Here is a 17,872-nt window from a genome sequence, read left to right on the forward strand (position 1 = left end):
AACCAGAGTTTATAGCTCTGGTTTTTTTATGGAATAAAATGGCGCTTGATTTATTAAAACCAAGTGGCCCAAGGAATTTTTACTAAAACGCTAATGAGTGCCAAAGTGTAAAAAATTGCCAACATTTTGAATTTTGGTATAGATGTCAATTTCTTTTTATGTTTAGAGTACCCAACGGTAATTAAAACGATGGCTATAATCATCATTAACGGATGTTCTACAATGTTTGATCTGAGGAGATCATTCCCCATCACATTTTTCATTCCCATTTCTGAAATTAAACTCACATAATCGGCAGCAAAAAACAGGACAATCCCTATAAGCAACTGGATGTGCATTACGATGAGTGTAAATAAAGATATCCTAAAATCTATTGGATGAAATTCCTTTTTTCCAAAGTATTTGAACAAGGCATTTAGGGAGGCAATTACAATCATTAAAAGAGCCAAATAAGCCCAATAGGAATGTAGCATTTTTACGGTTTCGTACATGATATTTTTTTGAAAGGTTGAACACAAAAATAGTGATTTTAAATCTTCATTCAGAAGCATTATTCTGAAATTTGAATCCAACGTTTGCTTTCATTGCCAAATTCATCCACAATGGTGATAACGTGTTTGCCCTGTTTTGGCTGCATCGCAAACTCATGTATATCTTTGGTACTTCCCAAATAACGCTCATCCAAATACCAAAATACCAAAGTGGCAGGTTTGGAATGTGCCACTTTTAAAATCAAATCATTGGTCTGCCCATCAAAATCCTTTGGTAAGAAAATAGTATTGTTCTCCTTAGGATAAATAAACTCCATAACGGTTGCATTCTCTCCTAAGCAATCCTCACGAAAGGGCGGCAACGCTTTATAAAATGGGTTCTGTGCTTTATAATAATATTCCATGAGTGGAGGGAGCACAAACCACGATTTATGGATCATAGCATTCAAATCTTCACATGAAGAATTGACTTGAAACTGTTCATTTCTATCCAAATGCACCAAAATGTGAAAAGGACAAGGCTCTGTTTTGAGACCAGAACGCTGTATAAATTTTTGAACCCTATGGTCACAATTTGGACCCGCTCTATAACCGGATTGGACACAAATATCAACCTCCTGCATTTCATCAAAAGGTTTGGTAAACCAATCGCTATTAGGTAAAATGTCAAACACATCAAACAAAATGGGCGCTGCCGTTTGCACCCCCACCAAACCCGGTCTTCCCTCGCCGTCAGCATTCCCTACCCAAACACCAACCACATAATCTTTGGTAGTGCCGATAGCCCAAGCATCCCTAAATCCGAAACTCGTTCCCGTTTTCCATGCAATTTGCTTGGAGCTGTCATAAAACTCCCAATTCTCATTGCCTTCGGGTCTGTTGACTTCTTTGAGACTTTCATAAGTCAGATAAATAGACGCCGCATCAAATAAGGTTTTTTCAGATGTTTTTTTTCCGAAATCAATCGTTTCTGATGCTAAAAATGTAGGTTCAGAAAATTCGTTGGTGTAATATTCGCTAGAGGTTTCGTTGAAATGATTTAAAGTGGATGACAACGCAGCGTAACTTTTGCATAAATCCCACAGATTGCTTTCTGCCCCACCAAGAATAAGTGTCAAACCGTAATGATTGGCATTGTATGTCAAATCTTTTAATTGTAACGCTTTCAAATAATGGTGAAAACGGTCCAAGCCAAACTCTTGAAGCATCCGCACTGACGGTACATTTAAAGAACGTGACAAGGCACGGCTTGCAGGCACTGCACCATCATACTGTTTGTTAAAGTTTTCTGGATTATAGCTTCCAAATTGGGTAGGCACATCCGCGACCAAAGTGTTAGGCAATATATCTCCTGCATCCAACATGGCTGCATACAAAAAGGGTTTTAAAATACTTCCTGTGCTTCTCGGTTTATCAATAACATCCACATCTTTTTCATGGGCTTTATCTGTTGGTGTATTGCCCACATACGCTAAAACTTTTCGCGTTTTGACATCCAAGACCAATACTGCGGCGTTGTAAATTTCGTTTTGTTTTAGATTGTTATAGTGATTATAAACAATTCTATTGACCTGTTCTTGGATAGGTTTTCTGATGCTCGTCTGAACCCGCTTTCCAAAATGGGTTGTGGCCACTTTTTGAAGCAAATGCGGCGCGATTTGCGGTAACTCATAAGGTTTTTGAGGCAGCAACTCAGCAATAGACAATTGGTAAGTTAAGGTGTCAATAATTTCTTCTTGCATCAACTTTTCCAATAACCTATTCCGTTTTTCTAACAACCGCTCCTGATTTTTACCGGGATAAATCAAACTTGGGGCATTTGGCAACACGGCTAATGTGGCACTTTCTGCCCAAGATAATTGTGTAGCATCTCTATTAAAATAGCGCCATGATGCCGCATCAAGCCCCACAACATTTCCTCCAAAGGGTGCGTTACTCGCGTAATAGGAGAGAATTTTTTCTTTGGATGCCCTAAACTCCAATCGGGTGGCTAGAATAAGTTCCTTGATTTTCTCAAAATATGTTCTGGATTGTCCCTTTCTGGATAATCTGATTACTTGCTGTGTGATGGTACTACCGCCTCTTTTAACACCATCAGAACTCAAATTTTCTTTTAAGGCTTTAAAAATCGAAACAGGATTGAATCCCGGGTGTTGATAAAAGTGGGCATCTTCAAATTGAAGGATACAGATTTTAAACTTTTCAGGAACGGTATCATTTTGCGGAAATCGCCATTGTCCATCTTTGGCAATCATTGCCCCCAAAAGTTCGTTATTAGCGCTTGTAATTACCGTTGCCGTGGGATCTTTAAATAATTGTTTTGGCAGGCACAAATAGTATAATAGCAGCACTATAAAAATGACGGCTGCTTTAAATTTATGGTGTTTTATGTAGGTTAGGATTTTGTTCATGGTTAAAGACCTAACAGGTTTCAAAAACCTGTTAGGTCTAAGTTTAAATTTTTATATGTGTTAATATAATAACCCTTCCGTCTTTAAACTCTTACTAGAGTTTAAATCCACCTTCCCTTCAAAAAGGGAAGGAATTCATGTTTAGCTTTAATATAAATTGTCATCCACATCTAAAATTCTCATCCTTTTCTAATGAGGAGTGGATTCATCCCGTTTTTTACGGGATGAAGACGAGGTGGTTTTTATAATTTGAAATTCCCGCCTTACTTCTCAACAACAATCCATTTCCCCTTACTTCGCACCAAAAACCCATGATCATACATCGCTTCTGCCTGGATTCCTGGCAAATAATAGGTGCCTAAATAAGACGCATTCAACATGACCGTAAATGTTTTGGTGTCCTGTTTTCCTTTTTGCGGTAAATCAAAATAAAAACTCACCCGATCGTCACGAATATCTGTATATCTTGCCTGACTTATAGTAGTGTCTCCAAAAGCGGTGAAACGTGTGTTGACGATCTCCCATCCTGACGGGAAAATTTGCGTCAACGCCACGTCATTCACCTCCTGATTTTTGAGATTGCTTACCTTCACCACAGCCACAAAATCCTGACCTTGGTTCAACTTCCCGATGTCGATCACATTTCCTTTTAAGTCTTTATAAACCACGGAAACACTCAACCCACGTTGTTCTGAGATTTCTTCACCAAGAGGGAGTTTTCCGGAATTCAATACGCGTACATAAACTACATTAGACAGATTATTTTTAAAACTGAGAGCATTACTACCTTCTTTTACGGACAATTCGCGTTGGGCGATGGCGCTTTTAGTATCAATAGTTTCTGTTTTTCCATTGAATGTGTACTGTACTTTTAACGCTTTCCCGCCATTGGCCTCGACCATTTTTGCCATAGCCAATAAACTATAGGCTGTGGTTTGGGTGCTCATCCATTTAGTGCTCGAGAGGTCTTTGGCAATATCTTGTGCCAACTCACGCATTTTCGGGTTTTTGGTCAAGACCATAGTTTCCAAAGCCATCGCACGATTTCTATCAACCGATCCATAGGTGTAATAATTATATTTTGGAGGTACAAAATTGATGTTGGCCGTACTCGAAATCTTAGCACTTGCTTCCTTTTGACCTGCCAAAGCATACGCTGCTGCCAAGCGCCATTTGGCTTCATTGGAGATTTCAGTAAACTCACGCAAACGATTCATGGCTGCCAAATCTGGGCTGCCCGCCAAAGCTAAAGTATACAGACGGTAGGCTTGGGCCAAATCAGTATTTGCGGTTCTATAACTTGGTCGCCAATCACTTGACGCTTTTTTTTGGTAGCGTAACCAATTATTTTTAAAGGTCAACGGTAGTACAAACCCTTTTTTCTCAGCTTCCAACATAAAATGCCCCGCATAACTGGTGCTCCAATCGTCTACACTATTTTCTCCCATCCAATAACTCATGCCCCCAGAGGCGATTTGGAAATTACCCAAACGCTTGATACCATTTTCTATATTCTTCTGAATTTCCTGTTTTTTCTGATAGGTCAAATCGAAAATATCAGTCAGATACAATTGTGGGAATACCGCCGATGTAGTTTGTTCCAAACACCCATGAGGATATTGGACTAAGAACTGTAGACGTCTTGAAAAATCCATAGGCGGCAATGTTGAAAACTCGACCGTGGCGCTATTGGTTCCTGTTTCCCCAAAGGTCGAAAAGTCCATGGTTTTACTGGCATTGGCCTCTAAAGTTTCATCAAGTGCCTTTGAGGTGATCGGATTAGGATTATAAACATCAATTTCTACTTTGTAAGTTGATTTCTCACCGTTACGAGTGGCTATAACTTCAACGGTATTAAAACCTTTTGCCTTACTGACATCCAATTCAAAATAGGCCATTTGCTCATCTGGTCTTGCAAAAGTCAACGATTTGGATTTGTCTCCTACGACAGCAATGCCATCGCTCAGTTTCAAGCTGATAGTCACATTTTTTATCTTAGTCTCCATAGCAAACACTGTTACAGGAAGCGTCACTTTTTCGCCTGGACTCAATTTTCTCGGTAAAGTTGCCAAAACCATTAGTGGTTTTTTGACCTGTACAGATTTGTCGGTACTGCCATAGGCTTCGGTTTTTGCATCACCAGCTACCACCATAGCTCTTACAGCACCAATATAATTTGGCATTTTTATTTTATGCGATTTTCGTTCGCCTACTCCCAAATTAAAAGGGCCAAGATATTTGACGACGGGTTTGAAACGGTTGGCTTTTTTATTTTTACCTGCCATAGCATTGGCATCACCACCAATGGCAAATACCTGATCGATACTCCCGCTGTACGCCCCAATGACATCATCAAAAACATCCCAAGTTTTCACGCCTAAAGCTTCACGAGCATAAAACTCGTCCCATGCGTTTGGCGTTTTAAAACGTGTTAAATCCAACAGACCTTCCTCCACAATCGCGATGGTGTAGGTCATTGATTTCTTGTTTTTTTCGCTCACTTCCATTTCAAATTCCTGTTCTGGTTGGAGCACATTTGGCATTTTAATTTCAGGATTCAATTTAGTGGCTGGGTTTTCAACCATCAACGGAATCACGCCATACAAGCGCAAAGGCAAATCATTGGCGGTTGTGGAGTGCGGCTGCAATAATGAAATATTGATAAATACATTGGGCGCCATCTCGGCCGTAATCGGGATATTGACCGTTGTTTCCCCCTGTGTTGTAAGCACCCATTTATAGGACAGAACCTCCGAACCATTTTCTATACTGATCAGCGCTCTACCTTCAGTACCTGACGGGAATGTAATTTTGGCCAACTGCCCAACATTATAGTTTTCTTTATCTGCCGAAAACACCAACATTTTAGCAGCTTCCTTATCAGTATCAGGCGAATTTTGATTCCAATTCTTATAAAAATAAGCAGTCCTACCTGTAGCATGCCCGCTTATTGGATCCACAATTCTTATCAAATAACGACCGCGTTCATTTTCAGGAATGTTGAGGACGAATTTTCCTTTCCCATTGGCATCTGTCGTGACTTTTTTGTCCAAATAAGGTTTGTGGTAGGTGCTCGATACATAACTGGACAAATTATCTTCAGATGAATTCCACCACCAACGCCATTCAATTTTATAGACTTTGACTTCGAGGTTTTCACGTTTTACTGGATTGCCTTTGGCATCCACAGTAACCACATCAAATGTTTGATTTTCATCTGTAAAAAAGGAACCATAGCGATTACCTTCTGGCGATTTCAATCCGACAAAAGAACTGTAAGGGGCATAGGTTTTTGTAAACGCATCCAATGAAAAATCGCCACCATTTTCAAAAGCACGCACCAAAAATTGAACGTTCAATAAACCCGGAGCATTTTTACCAACGCTTAATGAAGTGTTGATTTTAGCGATGCCTTCTTCATTTAAATTGCCTTCAAACACGTTCATTTCTTCTGAAGAAAATGAACGTGTAGGATCTACAAATTCATAATCCTTATAATTTTTGAATCCGGCATAAGACGTACTGAATTTAGCTTTAATCTCTGCTTTTAAATTTTTGGCCGGTGCGCCATGAAGCCATTTGACATCCAATGTGCCGTTAAGAGGTTCATTACTGGACAACACCTCATCTTCAAAATCTATTTTTATTTTTAAACGGTTAGGTTTGACGGTTTCTACACGCAGCCCTTTATAAAACGAAGCGCCACCAACGGAAACCTTGGCATTGTAGTTTCCTGTTTTGCCTTCACTTTGGGTAGGTACGGTAAATCGGTAAAAATTATTACTATTTTCAGTGCTGATATTCTTGTAGATCAGTTGGCCGCTGGGATCAGTAATTTCCATTTTAACAGGATGACCTTTTGGCAATTTGTTGTCATTGTCATTTAGCATAAACGTTAAAAACAGTGAGTCTCCAGGACGCCAAACGCCACGCTCGCCATAGATGTAGCCTTTGAGTCCACGTTGTAAGCTATTGCCGGACACATCAAATTTGCTCAATGACAACGAGTTGCCATCTTCCAATTTAAGATAGGTGGTGTTTTTGCCTTTGGTGACCACAGCAAAAGACGCAAAATTATTGCTTTCAAACTTAATTAAACCTTCACTGTCCGTGGTGGCTCTTCCAATTTCCTGCTGTTGAAAATTGAACAAACGCACCATGGCTCCTGCTTCTGGACTGGTATCTAAAATATTGGAAACTGCAAAATAATAGGTAGTATTGGCACCTTGTTTTGCAATGACTCCCAAATTGGATGCTATTAAATTTTGAGCAACCACACGGTTTTCATTGTAATAGGCTTCATGACAGGGGTTGTTGCGCTCATTCCAGTTGTAATTGGAATTCTGGTAGCTGTAAATTAAATTGTCCCAATATTCCTCTTCACGCAAATCTTCATCTTCAGTGCTGCTCTCATTATAATTGTCTTGATAATAATTATCATAGTAATAATCGTCATAATAATCGCCATCTCCCTCACTTTCGACATTGGTATAATTATCACAATTAATTACTGAGTATTCTTTTTTAATGCTCAACTCTACCCGATAGATCGCACCAGCGTCAGCATTGAAAAACTTAGACAAGTCAATACTGTAGGCTTTCCATTTGCCATCATTTTCAACGGCATCATTTTGTAGCGTTATGGTTTGTTTGGCAATTCTTCGTCCTACGCGCTTGATGGCCGATTCATTAGTGGTCTGTAAGTCGTTATCTTGAAGAAATTGTAATACGTTATCTTCGAAAATCTTGATGATCCTAACGTCCACCGCTTTTAGATTAACGGCTTCAAAATTGAATTTTAATTCGTTCGAATTAGGCAAAATCGTCCCGTTGCTAATTAAGCGGACTTGTGGTTTTAATTCTTCAAAAGAGATGGTTTCCGAAAATGGTTTTTTAAGTTTAAATCCGTCTGTATTGGCAATCCCCTGAAAAACATCAATCAACACATCGCCTACCAACTTCGACTCTGGATAGACTTTTAAAACATTGCCATCTACAATAAACTTCGGGTTTTTCGATTTTTCAATGGTCACCAATCCGTCGAAATTTTGTTGCTTTTTTAAAGGGTCAGAAAAATTGATCGACAAAAATTGTTCTGGTGTTTGGACCACCTCAACATTGACAATCGTAAAATTATTGATGCCAGGAATAAGCATTTTATTTTCGCCTGTATTATTTGCATTAATAGCTTTTCCGTTCCATTTGATCAAGATTTCACTGTCTTCAATCAACCGATTGATACTATCAACCTTAAACTCAAAACTCCTAGATCTTTCTGCAAATTCATTCCACTGCAATTTGAGCTTCTTTCCATTTTGCCATGCTTCCACAAGCTGTTTGGCATCTTTAATCTCAATAACATCTGCCGATTTTAGAGTCGCTTTCAAATACTGCCATTTTTTGCTGTAGGATTGTAGATTATTGGTGGCGACGTTAAAGTTGGGTGCTATGGTCTTAAACTGGAATGTGTAGGTTGCAAATGCTTTAGGCTGGTCGTTGTAAATCTCGTCCAGCTTAACCGTAACAGTATACTCTGTATCTGGCTTTAAGGTTTCGTCTGGTTTAAAAACTAGCGTATGTGCATTTTCAACCACTAATTTACCTTGAACGTTGGGCTCAATTTTAATAATCTTATCCATTATTTCCTTACCCATGGTCCAACCTTCCACATCAGCGGTCAGACTGATCATAATGGGATCAGCAATAGATACACGACCAGCAGTGGTGAAGCTGATATAATCACGGAATTTAAAAAGATTGTCAGTTTCTCCGTTTGAAACAACTTCTTTTTTACAGGAAATCGCCAGAACTATTAGGCATGCGAACGCAAATACATTTTTAAAAGACATGAATTGATGGTATTAAATGCAATGTATAGATTAAGGTAGTCCTCAGTATTGGACTATCTTCAAAAAATTAGTCTTTGTAAATTCCGATAGTTAAATTTCCAGAAGCATCCATAGAGGCTCTATACATTCCGGCAGTATTGAATTCCATAACCATGTGTCCATCTTTATCTACAGCAATAATACCTCCATCACCACCCAACGCAGGGACCTTTTTTTGAATGACTTCTTTAGCAGCTTCTTGCAGACTCATGCCTTTATATTCCATTAATGCTGAAATATCATACGCTACCATGGCACGGATAAAATACTCTCCCCAACCTGTACTGCTCACGGCACACGTGGCGTTATTGGCGTAAGTGCCAGCACCAATAATTGGGGCATCGCCTATACGTCCCCAACGTTTATTGGTCATCCCACCTGTTGAAGTTCCTCCGGCAAGATTCCCGTTTTTATCTAAGGCTACACAACCTACGGTTCCAAATTTTGAATCTTTAATGGTAGGATCATAAAACGCAGATTTATCAATGGCTGTTTTGCTGTCTTCAGCCGCTTTAACCTTTTGCAAGCTCTGGAAACGTTTTTCAGTATAAAAATAAGATGGATCTACAAGTTCCAAACCTTGCTCTTTTGCAAATTGTTCTGCCCCTTCGCCAGACAACATCACATGTGGTGAATTTTCCATAACGGCCCTTGCCAAATTGATAGGGTTTTTTACTGTTTTTGTTCCCGCGGAAGCCCCAGCATTCAATGTTTCACCATCCATGATGGAAGCATCGTGCTCATTGGCACCTTCGTGTGTAAACACCGCCCCTTTACCTGCATTGAACAAAGGTGAATTTTCCAAAACATTGATGGTCTTTTCAACCGCATCTAAACTTGTGCCGCCATTTTTAAGAATCTCATGGCCCACTTTTATGGCTTCCTCCAACTTAGCTTTATATGCTGCCTCATCTTCTGCCGACATGTTTTTCTTTAGAATGGTACCGGCTCCTCCGTGAATGACAATAGCAAATTCATTTATCTTTTTAGATGTCGTGTCATTATTACGTGTCGCTTCTAAGTTTACATTTTGTTCTGAATTAGAAGTTTTTTGATCCTCCTTACAGCCTAAAAATAAAAGCATCAAGAATGGGAAATAGATAAGGTTTTTCATAGTATACAAATTGAAAATCAGCCTTAAAGTTAGCATTATTTTAAGAAGCTCAGGGTTTACGAAGCGACATTTTATTGCTATCTTCGCAATTATCATTAATTAATTAAAAAACACATACATGCAAGCAGTTGCTACCGATTTTGGAATTGAAAAAGCCCTAAAGGAATTAGGCGTAAAAGATATAAACGAAGGCACTTCAACTGGCTCAAAAAACTTTTCTAACGGAGAAGTTATTGAAAGCTATTCTCCTGTAGATGGAAAACTGATTGGAAAAGTAAAAACAACTACCAAAGAAGATTATGATAAGGTCTTGGATGCTGCAACATCAGCTTTTCAGACGTGGAGAACAATGCCAGCACCACAACGCGGTGAAATTGTACGTCAGTTTGGTGATAAATTAAGAGAAAAGAAAGAAGCTCTTGGTAAATTGGTGTCCTATGAAATGGGAAAATCATATCAAGAAGGTTTGGGTGAAGTTCAGGAAATGATTGATATCTGCGATTTTGCCGTGGGTCTTTCTCGCCAACTTCACGGATTAACCATGCACTCTGAACGTCCTGGACACAGAATGTATGAGCAATATCACCCTTTAGGAGTGGTAGGAATTATATCGGCCTTTAACTTTCCAGTAGCCGTTTGGGCTTGGAACACAGCTTTAGCCTGGGTTTGCGGAGATGTTTGCATTTGGAAACCAAGTGAAAAAACACCAATGTGCGGGATTGCCTGTCAAAATATTGCGGCCGAAGTTTTTAAAGCGAATGACTTGCCTGAAGGTATTTCTAATTTGATTATTGGTGATCATCGTGTTGGTGAGATGATGACGAAAGACACACGTATTCCGTTAATTTCTGCTACAGGTTCTACCAGAATGGGTAAAATTGTAGCTCAGGAAGTTGCAGGTCGTTTAGGAAAATCGTTATTGGAATTGGGTGGAAACAACGCTATTATAGTTACTCCAGATGCTGATATTAAAATGACCGTAATTGGTGCTGTATTTGGCGCCGTTGGTACTGCAGGGCAACGTTGTACCTCAACACGTAGATTGATCATCCATGAAAGCATGTATGACAAGGTCAAGGATGCCGTTGTGGCTGCTTACAACCAATTAAAAATTGGAAATCCGTTGGATGAAAATAATCATGTAGGCCCTGTAATTGATAAAGATGCAGTCAAAATGTACCAAGATGCGCTAGAAAGAGTAGTTGATGAAGGCGGAAAAGTCATTGTTGGAGGCGAGGTACTTTCTGGCGAAGGCTTTGAAAGTGGATGCTACGTAAGACCAGCAATCGCTGAGGCGCAACCAGACTATAAAATCGTGCAACACGAAACGTTTGCTCCTGTACTCTATTTGTTGAAATATTCAGGTGACGTACATAACGCTCTAGAAATTCAAAATGGAGTAAAACAAGGCTTGTCTTCAGCAATTATGACCAATAACTTACGTGAGGCCGAAGCTTTCTTATCTGTACAAGGATCTGACTGTGGGATTGCTAATGTGAATATCGGTACTTCAGGTGCTGAAATTGGCGGTGCCTTTGGAGGAGAAAAAGAAACAGGTGGCGGACGCGAGTCAGGATCAGATGCATGGAAAGTGTATATGAGACGTCAAACCAATACCATTAATTACACTGCAGATTTACCTTTGGCACAAGGGATCAAGTTTGATTTGTAAACATTAAATAAATGAAATTTTTCAAAGCCACTTTCGGAAGGAAGTGGCTTTTTTAATTGGTCTCTTCTATTCTACTTCTTTAATCAAATACACATACACCGGAAAGTGGTCACTAAACCCTCCCGTAAATCCGCCATCTGAAAAACTTCTAAACGGATAGCCTTTATAACGGCCGCGTGCTGTGGTCAAATAATATTTATTGTAAATAAAAGCCTTGTAAAACCTAAAGGAGGAATAGTCCTTTTCTAACAAAGGTTGGGTCATTAATATTTGATCAAACAAACTCCACGCATCCCGATAGGCTGTTGTGCCCAAACCACTTTTATGAAAATTCTCATATGGATTGTAAATGTCTTTCAATTGGAGTTCTTCTTTTTCTGACTTGGCATTCAAGACGTGCTTGACACTTGCATTGCTAGGGTCATCATTCAAGTCGCCCATCGTTATGATCTTGGCATAGGGATCGATAATCTGTAAGGAATCGATGAGCCGCTTATTGAGCTTTGCAGCCCCTATACGTTTGCTTCGGCTGCGCTCTTCACCACCACTTCGCGAAGGCCAATGGTTCACGATAATATGGATCAAATCCCCATCCAATTTCCCACTCACCAATAATTGATCTCTGGTATACACACGGTCTTTGGTGAGGTCATCGTAAATTTTTAAGGTATGGATGCTGGTGCTGATGGGTTGAAACAGTGCTTTTTGATAAATCATCCCCACATCAATACCACGCATATCTGGAGATTCATAATGAATGATGCCATAGTCTTTTCGTAATAAAAGGGAATCATTTACCAAATCAACCAAAACACCTCTGTTTTCAATTTCGCAAACACCCAATATAGCAGGGGTATTATGGGCGCCATCCACACCAATATCTGCAATAACCCGCGCCATATTCCGTATCTTTTTATTATAAACTTCTTGTCTGCCTGTGTTCAACTCCATCATAGGACTAGATTCATCATATTTTGTGGGGTCATTGATAGTGTCAAACAAGTTTTCCAAATTGTAGAAAGCAACAGTATGAATCTTAAATCTTTTTGACTCCTGAGACCACAGGTTAATTGCCAACATTAAAAAACTTGTAGTTATAAGTAATTTCTGGGATCTCATTTCTTACAAATTATGTTTTTTTACGCTTACATAAATCTTAAGTCAAATGTAAATATTTATTATAAATAATGTACATTTGATAAGGCTAATTACCTCATTTATAGATAAAAACAGCGTTGTTGTAAAATTGGGAGTATTAATTTTATATCCTAAGATGGTGTATAAAAACAACAATCAAAATAAAATAAAATCATATTTTGTACATATATTTGTACTTCATAAAACACAAAATTATGCAAATCACAACTGTTTCAGATTTTAGAAAAAATATTAAAACTCACTTGGATCGAGTAGCAAAAAACTTTGAAACTTTGATTATAAATCGTGGCAAAGATTCAGGAATTGTAGTGATGTCACTAGAGGAATACAATTCCCTAATGGCAACTAACCACGAATTGTCTTCTCGAAAAAATGAATTGAGATTAGATTCCGCAATTGAAAAAATTAAAACCGGAGTAACTTTCAATAAAGAGCTAATCGAAAATTAATATGAAATATGTTTTTGTTGACGAGTCTTGGGAGGATTACTTGTATTGGCAAAAAGCTGACAAAAAAAAGGTAAAGAGAATAAATGAACTTCTGAAAGACATAGCTAGAAACCCTTTCGATGGCATAGGAAAACCTGAACCTTTAAAGCATAAGTATTCTGGATTTTGGTCAAGGCGAATTGATAGTGAACATAGACTGATTTATCAATATAGAGAGGGACAAATATTAATTGCAAAATGCAGATTTCATTACGACTGAAATAGTATTGTTACTAATAACCTAGAGCAGACCTAAGTAGTATAAAGCAATCCCTTCCAAAATACATGTCTAACTAACCGCTTGAAGTGACAAATGACAAAAAGTTTTACTATTCTATTATTTGGAATTTTCACTGTCATTACAGCATCCGCTCGGCAAACTGTTGTAAAAGGAAGCGTTATTGATGGCACCACCATGGTTCCAATTCCCAATGTCACCGTTACCATTGAAGAAACTTTACAAACTGCTCAAACAGATGCTGAAGGTAAATTTAGTTTTACTTCAAATGTTCCATTGGGAGAACACATTTTAAAAATCGAAAAAAGTGGCTATGTCACCAAAAGGTTCCCAATTATTATAAATGAAGGGCAAACTTTGGATATCAGTGATATGATGTTGGATATCAATGTTGCTGATTCAGTCGACCTATACACAATTACTTTATCAGACGATGAATTGAATGATGAGACCAGTGGTGGTGCAGATAATATTTCTGGACTGCTACAATCCTCCCAAGATATATTTCAACGCACTGCAGCCTTTGAATTTAGCTCCTCCTTTTTTAGTATCAGAGGTTTAAGTTCAGAAAATGGTACGGTCTTGATCAACGGTATTGAAATGAACAAGTTTTATAGTGGCAGGCCACAATGGAGCAATTGGGGAGGCATGAACGATGTTGTCAGGAACCAAGAATTGGCCTCCAACTTAGCACCCTCACAATATACGTTTGGAGGCGCCTTGGGATCAAGCAATATCAACACTAGAGCCTCAACATTTAAGAAAGGCGGACGTATTACCTATTCATCTTCTGACAGAAGTTATACCAACCGGGTTATTGCAAGTTATGCGACAGGCCTTATGAAAGGCGGTTGGGCAGTATCTGCCGCTGTTGGCAAGCGTTGGGGAGAAGAAGGTTTTCAAGATGCGACCTTCTATGATTCCAATTCATTATTTGCCTCCGTAAAAAAGAAAATCAATGACCATCAGAGTATTAACCTTACCGCCATTTACGCACCTAATCGCCGAGGAAAATCCTCTCCCAACACTCAGGAGATTTACGATTTAAAAGGTATCACATACAATGAATATTGGGGTTATCAAGATGGTGAAAAACGCAACTCACGTGTGAAGGAAGTAAATGAGCCCATTTTTATAATGAATCATGATTGGGATCTCAACAAAAAAACCACTCTAAATACCAACGTGGCTTACCAATTTGGCAAAACCGGAAACAGCCGTTTGGATTATCCTGGTGGTGCAAATCCGAGTGCTGCATATTACCAAAGATTGCCTAGTTATGCCTTGGCAGATGCCAATGGACCTGACTATGCTGCCGCATATCAATTGGAGCAACAGTTTTTAAAGGATGGACAAATTGATTGGAACAGAATCTACGATGCCAATATTACAAATAACAGCGCTGGTGAAAATGCGGCTTATGTATTGTATGAAGACCGTAATGATGATTCGCAAATAACGGCAAATACTATTTTCACCTATGATATGACCAACAATATTACATTAAACGGGTCTATCAATTACAGCCATTTAACATCTGAAAATTTTGCTGAAGTCATCGATTTATTGGGCTCCAACGGAGCATTAAATGTGGATGCATTTGATACTGTTCAATATGATTTGAAAAACCCCAATAGAATTGTTGGGGAAGGAGAGCGATTTAGATACAATTACAATGTGTACGCCAACCTTCTTTCCTCATTTGCACAGGCTCAATTCAAATATAAGAAATTGGACTTCTTCGCCGCATTAAGCGTTACAAACACCACCTATCAGCGGGAAGGACTTTATCAACATGAAGCCTACGCTGATAATTCTTACGGAAAAGGAGAACGATTGAGCTTTACCGGTTTGGGCGGAAAAGGTGGATTTACTTATAAAATAACCGGAAAACATGTTTTGGATTTTAATGCTGTATATCTTACAAAAGCCCCGTCGCTTAGAAATACCTATTCCAACTCCAGAGAGAACCAAAGTGTCGTTAAAAATATTACCGAAGAAAAAATACAGTCTGCAGATGCAAGTTATATCTTCCGCTCATCTATCGTGAAAGCAAAACTCACTGGCTATTATGCAAAAATTGAAGATGCCAATGAAATTTCCTTTTATTATGCAGATGGCTTGAGCAGTTTTGAAATCTCAGAAAATCAAACCTCTGCCTTTGTTCAGGAAATCCTGCAGGGTGTTGATAAAAAACATTTTGGTGCTGAATTGGGACTCGAAGCGCAATTAACACCAACCATAAAGTTAAAAGGTGCTGCATCTGTAGGTCAATTTACCTATGCCAATAATCCAGATTTATACCTGACTTCATCAAGCTTTACCAACCCCAACGGCATCGATTATGGACCGGCTAATCTAAAAAATTATAAACTTGCCAACGGTCCTCAGACTGCTTATTCAGCAGGCTTTGAATATCGCGATCCCGAATATTGGTGGTTCGGTGCCACTGCAAACTTTTTTGACAATACCTATGTAGATGTTAGCCCATTGATTAGAACACGTAATTTCTATTCCGATGCTGACGGATTGCCATTCAATGACTATGATCCAGAGATTGCCCGACAACTCTTAAAACAAGAAAAATTTGATAAGTACATGATCGTGAATCTTGTGGGAGGTAAATCATGGAAAATTGACAACTATTTTGTGGGCTTTTTTGCAAGTGTCAGCAACATTTTGGATGTGATCCATAAGACCGGTGGTTTTGAACAGGGTAGAAATGCCAATTACAGAGCGTTAAAAGAAGATTCCAGCAATGACATCCCAGTATTTGGAGCTAAGTACTGGTATGGCCGAGGAACAACCTACTTTCTAAACGTTTACGTCAGATTCTAATAACATAGAAAAGTTAGAATTATGGTTACCATTAATTGAGAACTCAAAAAATAATGCCATGATCAAAATAAGTAAAGGTTTCGCATTTTTCACAATTATAGCTTTCAGTATGGCGATAAGTTCCTGTGTACAAGACGATGATTTTTCGGTTCCTGAAGGTTTGGGAACTGAAGAAAATAAAGCTTTGGAAGCGCTATTGTCCAGCGGCGCTATTGAGATTTCTATGGTTGATTTAAAAACAAAATACACCAGTAACAACAATGGACCTGTACTTATAGATACGGATGTATACATCAAAGCCTATGTGAGCTCTTCGGATAAAAATGGCAACTTTTTTAAGGAATTATTCCTTCAAAATGCAGCAGAAAATCCCTCGGCAGGTATAAAAGTCATCGTGAACCAAGTAGAGAGTTATAATCAATATAATATGGGCAGAGAAGTTTATATCAAACTAAATGGTTTATATGTTGGTGAGGAAAGAGTGGGCAATGGTGTTGTAACCATTGGCGGAAGTACAGAAACCAACCAATTTGGAACTACTGTTGAGCGGCTTACTGAAAATCAACGTGCCCAAAATATGTTCCGTTCTGAAAACACTTTAGATCTGGTGCCATTGAAGCTCAACTTATCACAAGTTAACAGTACCCATATCGGAATTTATACAGAATTCAGCGGTGTTGAATTTTCTAATAACCTTGAAGGCAAACGGTACTTTGATCCTGCACAGGATTTTGACACCCTAAGACTCATGCAAAGCTGCACAGGAAGTATCGGGTATTCCAATTTCAATTTGGAAACCAGTTCTTTTGCGGCCTTTAAGGATCATTTGCTTCCAATAGGAAATGGGACGGTTAGAGGTGTGATTGCGAGAACATTTGATGGCAGCAAATTGGTTGTAGCCTTGAACGATATTAGTGATATTACAATGACAGGTCCCAGATGTTCACCTGTATCTATTGAAGATTTTTCAATTATTTTAAATGAAGATTTTGAATCGATGCCAACAAATAAGGTTATCAGTGGCAACGGCTGGACATCTTATGCCGAAGTGGGGACATTAAATTGGAAAATTGCAACCACGACTGATATTGGAAATCCTGGTCCAGGCAACAAAATAGCGGCAATGAAAGCCTACAATTCTGGAACGCCCGTAAATATCGCATGGTTGATTACACCGCCCATAAATTTGAATGCACTTGATAAGGCCTATGCCAATTTCATATCCTCAAATAGTTCTGAAGATGGGAGTGAATTAGAGCTGTTGATTTCTTCCAATTGGGATGGAACGGCTGATCAAGTGACTTCGGCAACGTGGAAGGTTTTGCCAGCAACGATCGTATCAGACGATGTGTTTTATCAGGATTGGGTTGATTCCGGACTTATTGATTTAAGCCCTTATTCAGGCACCATCTATATTGCATTCAAATATATTGGTGGAGACAACAGCGGTAATACCAACCCCATTAACGGAACAATTGATGGCACCTTTGAAGTAGATAATTTCAAAATTCTAGACCGTGATTAAACCTTTGAGTATAATTGAACTTTAAATTTGCTGACACAGCTTCGTTTTT

The 17,872-nt window shown here is 38.8% G+C and carries 10 protein-coding genes; 5 read left to right on the top strand and 5 right to left on the bottom strand.

What is annotated here, in order from left to right; all coding sequences use genetic code 11:
• Nucleotides 1–53: 53 nt before the first annotated feature.
• The 4 genes from A9996_RS10555 to A9996_RS10570 all read right to left on the bottom strand — a co-directional run bounded on the left by A9996_RS10555 (nt 54) and on the right by A9996_RS10570 (nt 9,904).
• Nucleotides 54–491, bottom strand: a complete 438-nt coding sequence (locus tag A9996_RS10555; RefSeq protein WP_066434573.1) for a hypothetical protein — start codon at nt 489–491, stop codon at nt 54–56.
• Nucleotides 492–550: 59 nt separating this feature from the next.
• Nucleotides 551–2,902 carry a penicillin-binding protein 1C gene (gene pbpC, locus A9996_RS10560; RefSeq protein WP_066434402.1) on the bottom strand — a complete coding sequence of 784 codons (2,352 nt, stop codon included), beginning with the start codon at nt 2,900–2,902 and terminating at the stop codon, nt 551–553.
• Nucleotides 2,903–3,165: 263 nt separating this feature from the next.
• Nucleotides 3,166–8,751 carry an alpha-2-macroglobulin family protein gene (locus tag A9996_RS10565; protein ID WP_066434408.1) on the bottom strand — a complete coding sequence of 1,862 codons (5,586 nt, stop codon included), beginning with the start codon at nt 8,749–8,751 and terminating at the stop codon, nt 3,166–3,168.
• A 67-nt stretch (nt 8,752–8,818) separates the two neighbouring features.
• Nucleotides 8,819–9,904 carry an isoaspartyl peptidase/L-asparaginase family protein gene (locus A9996_RS10570; protein ID WP_066434410.1) on the bottom strand — a complete coding sequence of 362 codons (1,086 nt, stop codon included), beginning with the start codon at nt 9,902–9,904 and terminating at the stop codon, nt 8,819–8,821.
• Nucleotides 9,905–10,022: 118 nt separating this feature from the next.
• On the opposite strand from A9996_RS10570, the gene amaB reads away from it, so the two are divergent.
• On the top strand, nt 10,023–11,576 hold the full coding sequence (amaB, locus tag A9996_RS10575) for an L-piperidine-6-carboxylate dehydrogenase (RefSeq protein WP_066434414.1): 1,554 nt from the start codon (nt 10,023–10,025) through the stop codon (nt 11,574–11,576).
• Nucleotides 11,577–11,642: 66 nt separating this feature from the next.
• Here amaB and A9996_RS10580 read toward each other — a convergent pair whose 3' ends face one another.
• On the bottom strand, nt 11,643–12,695 hold the full coding sequence (locus tag A9996_RS10580) for an endonuclease/exonuclease/phosphatase family protein (RefSeq protein ID WP_066434417.1): 1,053 nt from the start codon (nt 12,693–12,695) through the stop codon (nt 11,643–11,645).
• Nucleotides 12,696–12,928: 233 nt separating this feature from the next.
• Between A9996_RS10580 and A9996_RS10585 the strand changes: the two genes are divergently transcribed.
• The 4 genes from A9996_RS10585 (at nt 12,929) to A9996_RS10600 (ending at nt 17,823) form a co-directional block, all read left to right on the top strand.
• Complete coding sequence (locus A9996_RS10585) at nt 12,929–13,183, top strand: type II toxin-antitoxin system Phd/YefM family antitoxin (RefSeq protein WP_066434420.1); 255 nt, start codon at nt 12,929–12,931, stop codon at nt 13,181–13,183.
• A 1-nt stretch (nt 13,184) separates the two neighbouring features.
• Nucleotides 13,185–13,442 (top strand): Txe/YoeB family addiction module toxin, encoded by a 258-nt coding sequence (locus tag A9996_RS10590; protein ID WP_066434423.1) that lies wholly within the window; start codon nt 13,185–13,187, stop codon nt 13,440–13,442.
• 93 nt (nt 13,443–13,535) lie between these two features.
• Nucleotides 13,536–16,298, top strand: a complete 2,763-nt coding sequence (locus A9996_RS10595) for a TonB-dependent receptor (protein WP_066434431.1) — start codon at nt 13,536–13,538, stop codon at nt 16,296–16,298.
• 58 nt (nt 16,299–16,356) lie between these two features.
• A complete protein-coding gene (locus tag A9996_RS10600; RefSeq protein WP_066434433.1) occupies nt 16,357–17,823 on the top strand; it encodes a DUF5689 domain-containing protein in 1,467 nt (488 codons plus the stop codon).
• Nucleotides 17,824–17,872: the final 49 nt, after the last annotated feature.

Origin of the sequence: Gelidibacter algens (assembly GCF_001678675.1) — a bacterium.
GTDB lineage: Bacteria > Bacteroidota > Bacteroidia > Flavobacteriales > Flavobacteriaceae > Gelidibacter > Gelidibacter algens.

Bases quoted from the DNA above. Each gene is read 5' to 3' on its own strand.
- A9996_RS10565 (WP_066434408.1), bottom strand. From the start codon at position 8,751: ATGTCTTTTAAAAATGTATTTGCGTTCGCATGCCTAATAGTTCTGGCG.
- A9996_RS10555 (WP_066434573.1), bottom strand. From the start codon at position 491: ATGTACGAAACCGTAAAAATGCTACATTCCTATTGGGCTTATTTGGCT.
- pbpC (WP_066434402.1), bottom strand. From the start codon at position 2,902: ATGAACAAAATCCTAACCTACATAAAACACCATAAATTTAAAGCAGCC.
- A9996_RS10600 (WP_066434433.1), top strand. From the start codon at position 16,357: ATGATCAAAATAAGTAAAGGTTTCGCATTTTTCACAATTATAGCTTTC.
- A9996_RS10595 (WP_066434431.1), top strand. From the start codon at position 13,536: ATGACAAAAAGTTTTACTATTCTATTATTTGGAATTTTCACTGTCATT.
- A9996_RS10590 (WP_066434423.1), top strand. From the start codon at position 13,185: ATGAAATATGTTTTTGTTGACGAGTCTTGGGAGGATTACTTGTATTGG.
- A9996_RS10570 (WP_066434410.1), bottom strand. From the start codon at position 9,904: ATGAAAAACCTTATCTATTTCCCATTCTTGATGCTTTTATTTTTAGGC.
- A9996_RS10585 (WP_066434420.1), top strand. From the start codon at position 12,929: ATGCAAATCACAACTGTTTCAGATTTTAGAAAAAATATTAAAACTCAC.
- A9996_RS10580 (WP_066434417.1), bottom strand. From the start codon at position 12,695: ATGAGATCCCAGAAATTACTTATAACTACAAGTTTTTTAATGTTGGCA.
- amaB (WP_066434414.1), top strand. From the start codon at position 10,023: ATGCAAGCAGTTGCTACCGATTTTGGAATTGAAAAAGCCCTAAAGGAA.